Source organism: Limosilactobacillus vaginalis DSM 5837 = ATCC 49540 (assembly GCF_000159435.1).
Taxonomy (GTDB): domain Bacteria; phylum Bacillota; class Bacilli; order Lactobacillales; family Lactobacillaceae; genus Limosilactobacillus; species Limosilactobacillus vaginalis.
This window is the reverse complement of sequence record NZ_GG693413.1, coordinates 44,953-58,448: the sequence shown is the minus strand read 5'-3', so window position 1 is coordinate 58,448 and position 13,496 is coordinate 44,953. Positions and strand designations below refer to the sequence as shown.

15 protein-coding genes are annotated in these 13,496 nt (G+C 39.9%); 4 read left to right on the top strand and 11 right to left on the bottom strand.

The window, feature by feature from the left end; all coding sequences use genetic code 11:
- Nucleotides 1–54: 54 nt before the first annotated feature.
- From HMPREF0549_RS03500 to pdhA, 6 genes are all read right to left on the bottom strand, one after another.
- Nucleotides 55–840, bottom strand: a complete 786-nt coding sequence (locus HMPREF0549_RS03500) for an inositol monophosphatase family protein (RefSeq protein WP_003716868.1) — start codon at nucleotides 838–840, stop codon at nucleotides 55–57.
- Nucleotides 830–1,126 carry a UPF0223 family protein gene (locus HMPREF0549_RS03495; RefSeq protein ID WP_003716867.1) on the bottom strand — a complete coding sequence of 99 codons (297 nt, stop codon included), beginning with the start codon at nucleotides 1,124–1,126 and terminating at the stop codon, nucleotides 830–832. The genes HMPREF0549_RS03500 and HMPREF0549_RS03495 overlap by 11 nt, the downstream gene beginning before the upstream one ends.
- 119 nt (nucleotides 1,127–1,245) lie before the next feature.
- Complete coding sequence (lpdA, locus tag HMPREF0549_RS03490; RefSeq protein WP_003716866.1) at nucleotides 1,246–2,673, bottom strand: dihydrolipoyl dehydrogenase; 1,428 nt, start codon at nucleotides 2,671–2,673, stop codon at nucleotides 1,246–1,248.
- Between the two features lie 5 nt (nucleotides 2,674–2,678).
- Nucleotides 2,679–4,016, bottom strand: a complete 1,338-nt coding sequence (locus tag HMPREF0549_RS03485; RefSeq protein ID WP_003716865.1) for a 2-oxo acid dehydrogenase subunit E2 — start codon at nucleotides 4,014–4,016, stop codon at nucleotides 2,679–2,681.
- A gap of 44 nt (nucleotides 4,017–4,060) precedes the next feature.
- On the bottom strand, nucleotides 4,061–5,038 hold the full coding sequence (locus HMPREF0549_RS03480) for an alpha-ketoacid dehydrogenase subunit beta (protein ID WP_003716864.1): 978 nt from the start codon (nucleotides 5,036–5,038) through the stop codon (nucleotides 4,061–4,063).
- Between the two features lie 2 nt (nucleotides 5,039–5,040).
- Complete coding sequence (gene pdhA / locus HMPREF0549_RS03475) at nucleotides 5,041–6,147, bottom strand: pyruvate dehydrogenase (acetyl-transferring) E1 component subunit alpha (protein ID WP_040531066.1); 1,107 nt, start codon at nucleotides 6,145–6,147, stop codon at nucleotides 5,041–5,043.
- Nucleotides 6,148–6,462: 315 nt separating this feature from the next.
- Here pdhA and def point away from each other — a divergent pair, with 315 nt between their 5' ends.
- Entirely contained in the window at nucleotides 6,463–7,026 is a 564-nt protein-coding gene (gene def / locus HMPREF0549_RS03470) for a peptide deformylase (protein ID WP_040531063.1), read from the top strand.
- A gap of 68 nt (nucleotides 7,027–7,094) precedes the next feature.
- Here def and HMPREF0549_RS03465 read toward each other — a convergent pair whose 3' ends face one another.
- On the bottom strand, nucleotides 7,095–7,583 hold the full coding sequence (locus HMPREF0549_RS03465; RefSeq protein WP_040531060.1) for a hypothetical protein: 489 nt from the start codon (nucleotides 7,581–7,583) through the stop codon (nucleotides 7,095–7,097).
- 135 nt (nucleotides 7,584–7,718) lie between these two features.
- On the opposite strand from HMPREF0549_RS03465, the gene HMPREF0549_RS03460 reads away from it, so the two are divergent.
- Together HMPREF0549_RS03460 and HMPREF0549_RS03455 are read left to right on the top strand one after the other, a co-directional pair.
- Entirely contained in the window at nucleotides 7,719–7,931 is a 213-nt protein-coding gene (locus HMPREF0549_RS03460) for a DNA-directed RNA polymerase subunit epsilon (RefSeq protein WP_003716860.1), read from the top strand.
- Between the two features lie 67 nt (nucleotides 7,932–7,998).
- Nucleotides 7,999–8,937 carry a diacylglycerol/lipid kinase family protein gene (locus tag HMPREF0549_RS03455; RefSeq protein ID WP_003716859.1) on the top strand — a complete coding sequence of 313 codons (939 nt, stop codon included), beginning with the start codon at nucleotides 7,999–8,001 and terminating at the stop codon, nucleotides 8,935–8,937.
- Nucleotides 8,938–9,001: 64 nt separating this feature from the next.
- On the opposite strand, the gene HMPREF0549_RS03450 is transcribed toward HMPREF0549_RS03455, so the two are convergent.
- The 3 genes from HMPREF0549_RS03450 to HMPREF0549_RS03440 all read right to left on the bottom strand — a co-directional run bounded on the left by HMPREF0549_RS03450 (nucleotide 9,002) and on the right by HMPREF0549_RS03440 (nucleotide 11,468).
- Nucleotides 9,002–9,640, bottom strand: a complete 639-nt coding sequence (locus tag HMPREF0549_RS03450; protein WP_081446179.1) for a DUF421 domain-containing protein — start codon at nucleotides 9,638–9,640, stop codon at nucleotides 9,002–9,004.
- Between the two features lie 10 nt (nucleotides 9,641–9,650).
- The gene (locus tag HMPREF0549_RS03445) at nucleotides 9,651–10,094 is read right to left on the bottom strand and encodes a DUF3290 family protein (RefSeq protein ID WP_003716857.1); all 444 of its coding nucleotides are present in this window, start codon (nucleotides 10,092–10,094) and stop codon (nucleotides 9,651–9,653) included.
- A 96-nt stretch (nucleotides 10,095–10,190) separates the two neighbouring features.
- On the bottom strand, nucleotides 10,191–11,468 hold the full coding sequence (locus HMPREF0549_RS03440) for a C40 family peptidase (protein WP_003716856.1): 1,278 nt from the start codon (nucleotides 11,466–11,468) through the stop codon (nucleotides 10,191–10,193).
- A gap of 265 nt (nucleotides 11,469–11,733) precedes the next feature.
- Between HMPREF0549_RS03440 and HMPREF0549_RS03435 the strand changes: the two genes are divergently transcribed.
- On the top strand, nucleotides 11,734–12,159 hold the full coding sequence (locus tag HMPREF0549_RS03435; RefSeq protein ID WP_003716855.1) for a Spx/MgsR family RNA polymerase-binding regulatory protein: 426 nt from the start codon (nucleotides 11,734–11,736) through the stop codon (nucleotides 12,157–12,159).
- Nucleotides 12,160–12,456: 297 nt separating this feature from the next.
- On the opposite strand, the gene HMPREF0549_RS03430 is transcribed toward HMPREF0549_RS03435, so the two are convergent.
- On the bottom strand, nucleotides 12,457–13,428 hold the full coding sequence (locus HMPREF0549_RS03430; protein ID WP_003716854.1) for a ribose-phosphate diphosphokinase: 972 nt from the start codon (nucleotides 13,426–13,428) through the stop codon (nucleotides 12,457–12,459).
- Nucleotides 13,429–13,496 lie beyond the last annotated feature (68 nt).

The window sequence follows — 13,496 nt, the reverse complement described above, 5'->3', positions numbered from 1 at the left end:
TCCCGCGAGTGATTTCATAAAAAAACTGCGACAAATTAGTCACAGCTTCGACAACTATTTAGTAATCTGCCAGATATCCTGACAAACTTTTTTCGTTGCTACTAATACAGTGTTTGATGATAGCACATTAAGCGGTTGGTCGTCAATTGTTTTCACTAGCAAACCAAGTTCTTCTGCAATTACCATTCCGGCAGCAATATCCCACGGCTTTAACCTTGACGTATACCCACCTAATTGGCCATTTAAAACGTGAATTATTTCAATTCCTGCACTGCCATACATTCTTAGTCCAGCAGCCTGCTGAGCAATTTCTTGTTGATGACAATGATTTTTAATTAATTGCCAGCCATTAATTGCGATTAAACTATCTGCTAACGAAGAATTGGCTGGTTCCTTTAATCGCAGTTTGTTGACATATGCTCCATGTCCTCGCCAAGCATGGTATAAGCGCTTATTCATCACATCCATAATGTAGCCTAAAGTTGGTACCCCATCACAATATAAGGCTACCATAATGGCAAAATGATCCCGTTGTTTAACAAAGTTTAATGTTCCATCTATTGGGTCAATAATCCAGACGTTGCCATTCAGATCAGGATCGATCTTATGATTAAAACTCTCTTCCTCTCCCACAATTCGTGCTGATGGGTCAATTTCTAAAAGACGTTTCCTAATCAATTGTTCATTCTGGCGGTCAACATTGGTCACCAAATCATTAGCTGACGACTTGGTATCAACCTTAACCGGTGTATTCATTAGCTCAATTGTCTGCTTTCGAGCACTCCACAAAAGCTCCTGAACTTTTTGATCAAACCTTTCTAGTGTTTCACTATTTACCATCCTGATTCACCCGTATCTTCCCAGCCGTTTTTTCTTTTGCTACCTGCATTACCTTATATAAAGAATAGCCAGAAACATCCTCAAAGCGTTTTCCTAGCTGCTTTTCATACGCCTTTGAGTTTGCTACTTGTTTAAATTTCTTGTATTGGTCGATAACTGCTTGCCGCTCAACTCCAACTTCGTATGCATCTTCTACCACCCGAAACATCCCAATTACTTCTTTCATTTCATCATTTGTCCAATCAGGATCAATCGGGTAAGAATAACTATTCTCCTTAGTTGCCATTTAACCATCACACCCCTCTTCATTAATATCGTTAGCTACTACCATTTTAGCTTTAAACCCACAAAACACGCTACCAAAATGATAGCGTGTTTTGAGGATTATGGATGTTTTTCGACATTCTAAATGTGAGTTGGGAAGCCAAGAGCAACATCAGCTGCTTCTTGAATTGGTTCATTCAAAGTTGGGTGTGGGTGAATTGTCAAAGCAACATCTTCAACGTTCATTCCACAGTTAACAATTAATGAAAGTTCCCCAGCTAAAGTACTTGCTTCTGGGCCAACTACTTGTGCACCAACAACGTTCTTCTTGTCCTTCGTGTAGATAAAACGAACAAATCCTTCTGGTTCATCAAGTGAAACGGCACGTGCATTACCGGCAAATGGGAATTGTGCTGTAGCAACTTCGATTCCCTTTTCCTTAGCTTGGTCAGCGTTCATACCAACTTCAGCCAATTCTGGGTCTGCAAAGCAAACTGCAGGAACACCAACCCAATCATTAGCAGTATTCTTACCAGCAATTGCACCAGCAGCAGTCTTTCCTTCGAAGAATGCCTTGTGTGCCAAAGCGGGACCTGGAACAATGTCACCAATAGCATAGATATGATCAACTGAGGTCTTACCTTGCTTATCAACAACAACCTTACCATGGTCATCCAACTTAACACTGGTCATTTCAAGACCAAAGTTATCAGTGTTTGGCTTCCGGCCTACTGAAACCATGCAGTAGTCAGCAGTTAATGATTGTTCCTTACCGTCTACTTCATAGTTAACAGTAACGCTCTTGTCATCCTGTGAAGAACTCTTTGCCATTGCGTTTGTAACAATGTCAATGCCCTTCTTCTTCAAGTTCTTTTCAACAACTTTAACCATATCTTTGTCAAAGCCATTCAAAATTGAACCGGTTCCTTCAAGAATTGTTACGTGTGAACCAAGGTCAGCATATGCACCAGCTAATTCAGTACCGATGTAACCACCACCGATAACAACGAATTCTTTTGGAACTTCAGGAAGGTTCAAGCCACCAGTAGAGTCAATAACCCGACCTTCAAACTTGAAGCCCTTAATTTCAACTGGACGTGAACCAGTAGCAAGAATTAAGTTGTTCCACTTAATTACCCGGCCGTTGTCATTGTCCATGAATTGTTTAGGACCAGTCTTCATAACCCGAAGTTGTGAGTCACTGTCCATTACAGCTTCACCATCAATGATTTCAACCTTATGCTTCTTTAAGAGCATCTCAACACCACGGGTCATCCGGTCAACAACCTTGTGTTGCTTCCAATCTTGAGTCTTTGCAAAGTCGATTGAAGCATCAGTCTTTGAGATTCCGTATGTTGAAGAATCCTTAGCTTGTTGCAAACGGTGACCAGCAGCAATTAAAGCCTTTGATGGAACACAACCAACATTAAGACATACACCACCAAGTCCTGGTTCACCCTTTTCAATCAAGGTAACCTTTTGACCTAATTCTGAGGCACGAATAGCGGCAACGTAACCACCAGGACCTCCACCTACAATAACAGTATCTTTTTGTTCAACATCAGCCATACTAATTAGCCCTCCATCATCAATAATTCAGGATCTTCAAGGAGCTTCTTCAAGTAGTTCAAAGCTTCTGTAGCAAGGGCACCATCAATCAAACGGTGATCAACGGTTAATGACAACTTCATGTTGTGACCAACGACAATTTCACCATCTGCGTTAACAACTGGTTCAGTTGCAATTGTACCCATACCAAGAATAGCTACTTCTGGTTGATTGATGATTGGTGTGAACCATCCACCACGCATTGAGCCAATGTTAGAAATAGTCATGCAGCCATGAACCATACTTTCTGGGCTAAGTTTGTTTTCTTCAGCAGCTTCAGCATTATCTGAAATTTCCTTAGCGATTTCAAACATACTCTTTGAATCAGCATTCTTAATGTTAGGGTTGTAAAGACCGTGGTCAGTACTTGTAGCAATACCAATGTTGTAGTAGTGCTTTTGAACAAGTTCTTGAGTACTGTCATCAATTGAACTGTTGAATTCTGGGTACTTCTTCATCATCGCAATCAAAGCCTTAACAACATAAGGTAAGAATGTTAGGTGAATTCCTTGATCAGCTGCTACAGGCTTGTACTTCTTCCGGTTAGCCATCATCTTAGAAACTTCTGCGTTAGCGAATACAGTTACCATTGGGCTAATGTCAGCAGATTCACGCATGTTCTTAGCGATGATTTGACGCATCTTGGACAATGGTTCACGGGTTTCAGCATCCTTGCCAGCACCTTCATAAGGCTTGATAGTATTACCTGCAGCAGGTGCACTAGCAGCAACGGTAGCATTGGCAGCAGGAGCGGAGACAGCAGCACCATTGAAGTTATCAATATCTTCTTTTAATACTTGACCGTGATTACCACTTGGTTGTACCAATGAAATGTCAACGCCCTTGTCACGAGCATATTGACGTACAGATAGCATTGCCATAACAAGCTTGTTAGGTTCAGCTAATGGTGCTACTCCGCCTTGCTTTGGAGCAGGTGCAGGTGCACTAGAAGCAGCTGGTGCTTCACTTTCAACTGGAGCACTTGATTCTTCAGCAGCAGTGTCGTCAGCACTGTCATCGGCATCTTCAGCGTCTTCATCTTCAACGTTTGTGCTTACGCCATCCTTGCCATCATCGATCAATACAAGGTCATTACCCTTTTCAACATGATCGTCTTCCTTTGCTTCGATCTTCTTAATTGTCCCGGCAACAGGAGAAACAAGTTGGGTAGTTGATTTATCAGTTTGAATTTCTACTAATGGGTCACCATCTTTGACTTGGTCGCCTTCCTTAACTAAGAAAGAAGCGATGTCCCCTTCAGTCAAACCTTCACCCATTTCAGGTAGTCTAAATTTATAAGCCATATCGATTTAACTTCCTTTCTTAATCAGTGGTGTGTGCACCGCGATTAATAATTAACAGCTTGTGTTGCGGCATCTTCAATGTCATCAGCACCAGGAAGCCATACATTTTCTGCTTGTGGGAATGGGTAAACAGAGTTTGGAGCAGCTACACGAATAACTGGAGCATCCAAGTACATGATGGCACCTTCTGAAATAGCAGAAGCTACTTGTGCACCGACACCGGCCATCTTTTGTGCTTCTTGAACGATTACTACATGGTGAGTCTTCTTGATAGATTCAAAGATAGTGTCTGTGTCAAGTGGGTAAAGTGAACGGAGATCGATAATTTCTGCTGAGATATTCTTCTTAGCAAGCTTCTTAGCAGCCTTTTGAGCTTCTGAAACTTCACCACCATAAGCAATGATTGTTACATCGTTACCTTCTTCAACGACATTTGCCTTGTCCAAAGGAACAGTGTACTTGTCATCAGGAACTTCGCCCTTAACTGAACGGTAGAGACGAAGGTTTTCAAGGAAGAGAACTGGGTCATTATTTTCAATAGCGGAAATAACAAGTCCCTTAGCGTCATAAGCTGAACTTGGTGTAACAACACGAAGACCTGGAATACCTACGAAGAAGTTTTCAAGATCATCCCCGTGCAATTCAGCAGTATGAGTACCACCACCGTATGGAGTACGGATAGTGATTGGCATGTTCTTAGTACCATCATATTGGAAACGTACACGTGACATTTGTCCAGCAATTGAGTCCATTGCTTCAAAAGTGAAGCCCATGAATTGAATTTCTGGAACTGGACGCCAACCAGTAGCGGCTAAACCAATTGACAGACCTAAAATACCAGATTCAGCTAATGGTGTACTAAATACACGGTCCTTACCGTACTTTTCTTGCAAGCCGTTAGTAGCACGGAAGACACCACCGTTTTTACCAACATCTTCACCGAAGACCAAGGTCTTTGGATCTTCAGACAAAGCAATGTCAATACCTTCAGTAATAGCTTTGATATAAGTCTTTTTAGCCATGATTACTTCGACTCCTTTGCTTCGTACTTCTTAATTTGTTCTTTGATATCTGGGGTTGGAACTTCGAAGGTCCGCTTAAGCATGTCTGTAACCTTTTCTGGTTCTACAGAGTCAGCTTCCTTCATAGCCTTCTTGAAGTCTTCCTTGCATTCATCAGCATACTTGTTTTCTTCGTCTTCAGACCAGAGGCCCTTCTTAGTCAAGTACTTACGAAGCCGAATCAATGGATCCTTGTCGAACCATGGCTTTTCTTCTTCCTTGGTACGGTAACGACTAGGATCGTCACCAGCAGAACTGTGAGCACCGAACCGGTATGTTAAGGTTTCAATTAATACTGGACCATTGCCAGCTGCAGCGAATTCACGAGCTTCCTTAGCAACTTCATAACATGCCAAGACATCCATTCCGTCAACTTGAACACCTGGAATACCAGCTGCAACACCCTTTTGAGCAATGGTTTGAGCATAGGTTTGAAGCTTCCGTGGGAATGAAATTGCCCAGCCGTTGTTTTGAATAATGAATACGGCAGGAGCTTGGAATGCACCAGCAAAGTTCATCCCTTCGTAGGTGTCACCTTGTGATGAACCACCTTCACCGGTATAAGCATAAGCAACGGCATCCTTTTCACCGTTCTTCTTAATACCAAGAGCACCACCGGCCATTTCAACCATTTGGGCACCAATGATAATTTGTGGACGTAATGCACGAGCGTCGAACATGTTACCTTTGAGGTAACCCTTTGACCAAAGGTACATTTGAGCAACAGTTGCACCGTGTTGAATTAATTGAGGTAAGTCACGATATGCAGGGAATAAGAAGTCATTCTTCTTAAATGCAGCCGCGGTCCCCATTTCTGAGGCCTCTTCACCCCAAGTTGGGGCATAAAATCCTAAACGACCTTGCTTGGAGAAACTCATGGTTTGTTCGTGAAGTGCACGTTCCCAAACCATCTTCTTCATTAAGTCAACTAACAGATCATCACTGAAGTTAGCCATTAAATCCTTGTTAACGACATTCCCATCATTATCGAGAATTTGAACAGGCTTTGCATATGGAGCGCCTTCTTCAGCTTTAATCTTTGCAAAGTCAACAGCTTTGGTATTGGCCATTATAAAACATCCCTTTCCAAATCCAATTAACATCATCGTAAGCGATTACTTACCTTACTTACATTATTTAGTATACCGCTCTTTAAACATAATACAAGCGCTTTCATAGACTTATTTTGATTAATTCGACTAATATTTTCTTAAATTGTATACGTTTTCAACAAAAATGATTGTTTATACTTTATTTTTTACCTTTTTTTGTTTTTACCGTTATTTTTATTCAATTTCAGATTGTGATAAACTACTATTTGTTTGAACAATAAATTTTAAACGATAAATAATGTAGATTAGTTTTTTATTTGGAGGATGATCATTGTGTATTTAATGAAAGATATTGTTCGCGATGGTGACCCTGTCTTACGGAAACGTGCTGCAAAAGTAACATTTCCACTTTCAGAAGAAGATCAAGAATTTGCCAAGCGTGCTATGGAATATCTTGAAGTAAGTCAGGATCCAGAACTGTGTAAAAAATATAAACTCCGTGCTGGTGTCGGGCTAGCTGCTCCGCAAGTCGGCATTTCAAAGCAAATGGCCGCTGTTTTGGTTCCATCCCTAAACGAAGACGACGATCAACCTTCATTCAAGGATGTTATCATTAACCCAGTAATTGTTAGTGAATCCGTGCAATATGGAGCACTCACTGAGGGTGAAGGTTGTCTTTCGGTTGATAAAGATGTTCCCGGATATGTTCCTCGTCACGACCGCATCACTTTGCGCTACCAAGACGTTAAGGGTGAAACTCATCAACTTCGGTTGAAGAATTACCCAGCAATCGTTTGTCAGCATGAAATCGATCATCTTCATGGTGTCTTGTTCTATGATCATATTAATAATGATGATCCATTTAAGGCCCCTGATGATACAATCATGATTAGCTAAGCTTACTTAAAAGGCTCCAGCGTTCGGTAGTTACCGAATACTGGAGCCTAACTTAGTTATAAAGCTCTCTATTTCCTGCTTTTTTGATCATGCTGATCCAACCGCCGAAGATCTGCAATGTATTCTCGCGTAGCCTCATTTAAGACATAAGCAACATCAATATGCAGAACATTCTCATACGTCCACCAATCGGTTACTTTAAACACTGTTGAACTTTTCTCAAAGGATTGAATTTGGTTTTGCTTAGCATATTCAGTTAGTTTCTTTTCAAGATCATCCCTACTAAACTGATCATGTGTAAGGTGATATTGTGCCGGAGTAAAGTGAAACTCGAAAGCTAAAACACCTTTTCCCCAAACGTCTGCAACAATTTCGGAAAATAATGAAAAAGAGTGACCGGTTAGCTGAGTAAGGCAATCATTTACTGCCTGGTCGGTTACTGATTGGGCCTGATTCTTTAACATTAGCGTTGCGCGGTTAATCAATAAGCGATGAACGGCAACGTAAATAAGAATAACAACAATAACCGCTAAAAGAACTAGCCAAAAGAACGACATAGGCTCATCCCATTTCTTAATTATATTTAACTTAATCATACCATTTTACAATTTTAAGTAACACAGTTGATTAGATGTGCTAAAATAATTTAAGTAACTAAAGTTTAAATAACATAATAAGGAGCTTTTTACAGTATGACTTTTAAGGTATACTACCAACCCGATGCAACTAAACGGCCGGTTCGTGAAAATACTCAATCATTGTATATTGAAGCTGATTCAGAGGCTCAGGCATTATTATTGGTTGAAGAAAATACTGACTACAACATTGAATTTGTTGAACAATTAGACGATAAAGCTTTGGAATACGAAAAGCAAAATCCAAACTTTAAGATTACTAAGTTCTAATTGCTAATTAAGACAGTCGGGGAAAATCTCTCGGCTGTCTTTTGCTTGATCCTAGGGAGGTCTAATTATGCATTATGAGATAATCCTAAATCCAACTGCAGGAAATGGAAAAGCTCAAAAAACTTGGAACATTCTCCAGCCAGTTATTGAAGGACAGTTAGATTATTCCCTCCACCAAACCGACTATGCTAACCATGAAGCTTTCTTTGCAAAGCGGATTGCTAAAGCTTACCCTCATAATTCGGATACCGTTGTAATTGTGATCGGTGGCGATGGGACCCTCCATAACGTTCTAAACGGCTTAGTTAAAGCTGGTTCCACCCTTCCGCTATCATATATTCCTGCGGGAACCGGCAATGACTTTGCTCGTGGCTACGGAATTTCGTTAAATCCAGAAAAGGCTCTCCAGCAAATAATTTCGACAACCAAAGCACGCACCATCACAATTGGCCATTACACCGAATCAATCAAGAATGAGGAAGGTTATTTTCTTAACAACATTGGGATTGGCTTTGACGCCGCAATTGTTAGCCGAACTAATTCATCAAAGACTAAAAAAAGCCTCAACAAATTGCGGCTAGGAAACTTGTCCTACCTCAGCAAGGCATTCGGTGTTATTTATGATCAGCAACCGTTCCAACTAACTCTTCAGGAACAGGGTCACCACCATATTTTTGCTAATGCTTTTATTGTAGTAGCAACAAATCATCCGTATATTGGTGGCGGTTTCCAAATTGATCATTCAGCCAATGTTAATGATGATGCAATTAGTATGGTCGTTGCCGAACGAAAGAATTGGCTTCTGACCCTTTGGGAGGTTATTCAGTTTGGTCGCGGTAAATTAGCGGAATCACGGTTTGCCCACCACTTTCACGCTAAAGCTCTCCATTATTCCACAACTTCATTGGAATTTGGGCAAATTGATGGGGAAAACATGGGAAATCGATTTTACGATTTGAATGTTGATACTAGTCACTATCAATTTTGGCAAGAACCGCTTAATTAAAGCCAACAATAGAAAATGGACCGGAAAATTGATGTTTTCCAGTCCATTTTTTATTGTTGGTAAGTTAATTATCTTTAGGATAACCAACCAAGTGTAGCTTCCCGTGAATGTATTCACCGAGATAAATATCATTAATACTCTCAAAGCCGACTTCTTTCACCTGTTCAGCAATCCACTTTTCATCATGGTGAATTAATTCAAGAACATCCATGTTAATTTGACCATCATTAATTAGCGGGAAACGGATATTTTCATCACTATTTTCAATTACTACCAATTGACCATTCTGCTCTAAGATGCCGCTTTTAACTTTAGCAATTTCATAAATTCCATGACTTCGCAAGCGGAACATTAACTCATTAGCAGTCATTCCTGCGCGCATACAATTATCCACCAGTAATTGACCATCTTTAATTAGTAGTCGAGGGCGGCCGTCAATAATATTCTGGATTGTCGCGTTATGCTCCTTAGCGTATTTAACGATAAACACAATCAATGTCCAGATTAAGAGAACCATTACGAACTGCAGCACGGTAATGTCCTGGTTATAAATGATTCCACCAATAATTCCCCCAAGAACATAATTTTGCACTTGGTCAATTGCGGATGTCGGTGCCAAATTCCCCTTCCCCAGAATATTAATCTGGAAAATAAGGCAGATCATTCCTAAAACAAATTTAATCGTAATTAAACCATAATCCATAAGCATCCCCCTATTTCTGGATAATTACCCGATGATCAACAACGTGTGCACGGGTAAGCGTATAGTTATCGCCACTTGGGCTCAAATTTACCCGATAATCCTTTTTATCGAACCGGACAATAATTCCGTCAGTTAGGGTTGTTGAATTAACAACAACCTTATTTGGACTAATATCATGATCCTTAGCAACTGCACGAATAAAGGGTCTCATCTGTAACGATTGTGACTGTTGGGAGTAAGTTTTTTCTAAATTAGTAATTTGTAATCCCGCAAAAATCAGCAAAAGAAGAAAGAAGATAATTCCTAAGTCGCGATAACGGGTTTGCAATTGATGGCGAAAATAGCGAAAGGAGTTAATTAAAACTAATAATATCAATATCAGGATTACTGCATAGTTAATTAAGCTATTAAACTGTTGCTGGTGCATAAAGTAACTCTCAGTATAAAAAGTCATCTACTCAGCCTCTCTATTAATAAATCACAAAAACAACCTAAGATTAGTTTAAAGCAAAGATAATCTTAGGTTGTTTTATTTTACCATTTTTAATGTTTACTTGACTGTCCCAGCAAAACTTGGTGTAAAGTATGAGCTTAGGTTATATACTGCAACGTTGGTTCCAGGCTTAGCCGCAGCAGCATATTGGTTGTTCCCCATGTAAATACCAACGTGGTATGAGCTGCCATGATTTCCCCAGAAGAGAAGGTCTCCTGCTTGAGCCTGACTAACTTGCTTGGTAGTAACGTAGCTTTCCATGGCAACGGTATTGTGTGGCAATTGCTTTCCTTCAGCATTTGCATATACGTATTGAACAAATCCTGAACAATCCATTCCGCTTAATGAATTACCGCCCCATTGATATGGAACACTGTTAGAACTAGCAATCTTACTTGCTAAACTAACAACTGAGCCAGATTGCAAGTTAGAATTGTTTTGGTTTTGACTTGCAGTTTGTTGACTAGTTGCCTGTTGAGCAGCTTGGCTATGTTGAGCTTGTGATTGTTGTGTTTGTTGAGATGCAGCTGAACTAGTAGTTACTTGTTGACTTTGTGCTGTCGTTTGGTTAGTTGCGGCTGCTCGTGAAGCTGTACTATAAGCCACTGCTTGAGTACTATTAGCAGAAACAGGTTGTTGACTGTTTACCTGTTGATTATCTGCTACAGCAACTGCAGAGCTCTGTTGACTAGGCGCAGCAGAGTTATAAGCAGCTGCATTTACTGTACTTGTATATGCTGAACTAACCATTTGTGATGATTGGCCTTGTTGATTAGCCGCTTGTTGAACGGTGTTTCCCATTGCTTGTGGTTGGGCAGCTTCGCTAACAGCTCCTTGAACAGCTTGCGGTTGAGCCTGTTGAACATTTCCTGTAACGGTAAATGATTGTGGTTGAGCAACTGGGGCAGCACTTGATTGTGATACTGCTGAGTTAACATTTTTGCCATCAATTGATAATTGTTGACCAACATAAATCAAGTTTGGATTCTGGATATGATTCCAAGCAACAAGATCATTAAGGCTAACGTTAAATTGAACAGCTAGTTCACTTAAGGTATCGCCACTCTTAACCACATAAATTCCATCCTTAGCAACTGAAGCCGACTTAGAAGAAGCTGATGATGATTGAATTGGCGCTAATGATAACTGACCGCTATTACGAACAGCATTAGCAGAAGAACTCATTGATGCTGGTTGTTCAGCATGACTAGAACTCTTTGCCTTTGCTTCAACAGTATTATTAGCTTGGGTAGTCAGTGCAAAAACACTTAATGCTCCCAGCGTTCCAGCAACTAATCTTGTTGATGAACTATACTTACGTACTTTCTTTACCATACAGAAACATCCTCTCAAAAACGAAAAAATAATTGCTAATTACTTAGTTAATAACTCAAATCTCTTTTACCATATCATTTTTTTAGAAATTCTTGTACTAATTTTAACATTTTTAAAGATTTTATTTTTTAATCAAGGAAAGATGAGATAAAGAAAGTTACAAAAAGGTTATTTTGCTTAAATTTTATTAAAGACAAGTCAGGATTGAGACTGTTAATTTCATTTCATTGATAAAATAAAAATAGTTATAGGAGGAAGTGATCGCATGATTTGTATATACTACCACACTAACGATCCTTCAAAACGGAAGGCAGTTAAGTGGCTCACCGCTCATCAACTAACGGTTCATGAACGAAATATCGAAAAACAGCCATTAACTAAAGCAGAAATTCTCGATCTGCTAAGCAAGTCGATTAACGGGACTGCCGACTTGATTTCTACCCGTTCTCGAGATACGAAAGCACTTCAGTTAACTTCTGAAACCATAACCATTAATCAACTAGTAGAAGCAATTCAGAAGAGCCCTCACGTTTTGAAAAATCCAATTATCTGTGATGAGAGCAAGTTAGTAACTGGCTTCGATCAAGAAAAAATGGGGATTTTTATTTCACAGCAAGAGCGAAAAGACGAGTTGGCAGATCTATTACTAAAACAGGCTGTTCAAACGAGACACTTTGCATTTCCCATCTAAAACGGATGGTTTTACTATGCAATTATAATTATTACCTTAACGAAAAAAACGTCAGGCTAAGCTAAAGTAATCGCTAGTTCTGGCGTATTCTTAATAAATTAAAGGGTGAGAAAAACTAAACGTTTTTCTCACCCTTTATCTATAATTAGAGATCTCCAAAATTACAGAGTCTAATCGCGGAAATTAACTGAGGGACTCAAGCCTAACTACGAACGATTCTGATGATTTTATCATCATTCATCGTTCTAAGTTAGTTAACCGTCCCTCCGAGAAAGTTAATTTCCAGCTTCGTTTTTCCTAGTGCTTAAATAACTCACGAATTGATTGGTGATTGTGGACACGAACAATTGCCTCTTTTAATAGTTCGGCCACAGAAAGCCGGTGAAGCTTCTTAAATTCCTTTTCAGCAGGTAATTCAATGGTATCAGTTACCCACATTTCTTCAAGCGGCGAGTCTTCCAATACTTGAGGAGCATTTCCAGACAGGACTGCGTGGGTTGCAACCCCATAAATCTTTTTCGCACCAAATTTTTGGAGTGCCTTAGCGGATAAACTCATTCGCACACCAGTATCAACAATATCATCAACGATAATGGCAACTTTATCCTTAACGTCCCCAATAACATATTCTGGAACTTCTTGACTACTCCGTTCACGAACCTCATCATTCCGGTTATCAACAATTGCAATCGGTGCTTTAATTTCTTCTGCAAAGCGCCGAGCCAAACTAACTCCAGCATGATCAGGTGAAACCACAACAATATCATCGCCAAGATCACGTTTTTCTACGTACTTAGCAAATAATTGTGTAGCTTGTAAGTGATCAACTGGAATATCAAAGAAACCTTGAACCTGAGCAGCGTGAAGATCAATTGTAATTAGTCGATCAATCTTGTCCATTTCGAGCAGATTAGCGATCAATTTGGCAGTGATTGGTTCCCGACTCCGTGCTTTTCGGTCCTGCCGTGCGTACCCATAATATGGCATTACAACATTAATCTTGGCAGCACTTGCCCGACGTAAAGCATCAACCATAATCAGTAATTCCATCAAATTAGTATTGACCGGATCGGATACTGATTGGATTACGTAGGTCTCACAACCACGAACACTTTCGTCAATGGTTACCTTAATTTCCCCGTCTGCAAAGTGACTAACGGAAGCCTTACTAAGTGGGAGACCAATCTTATCAGCAACACTCTTAGCAAGGGGTTCATTAGAATTTAAGGCAAATAAGCAAACATTTTTCGCATCTTTTATTTCAGTCATTGTTATTCTCCTCAAGATAAAATCAACAATACACTGTTATTATCGCAAGTTTTCTTATTTGGTGCAAG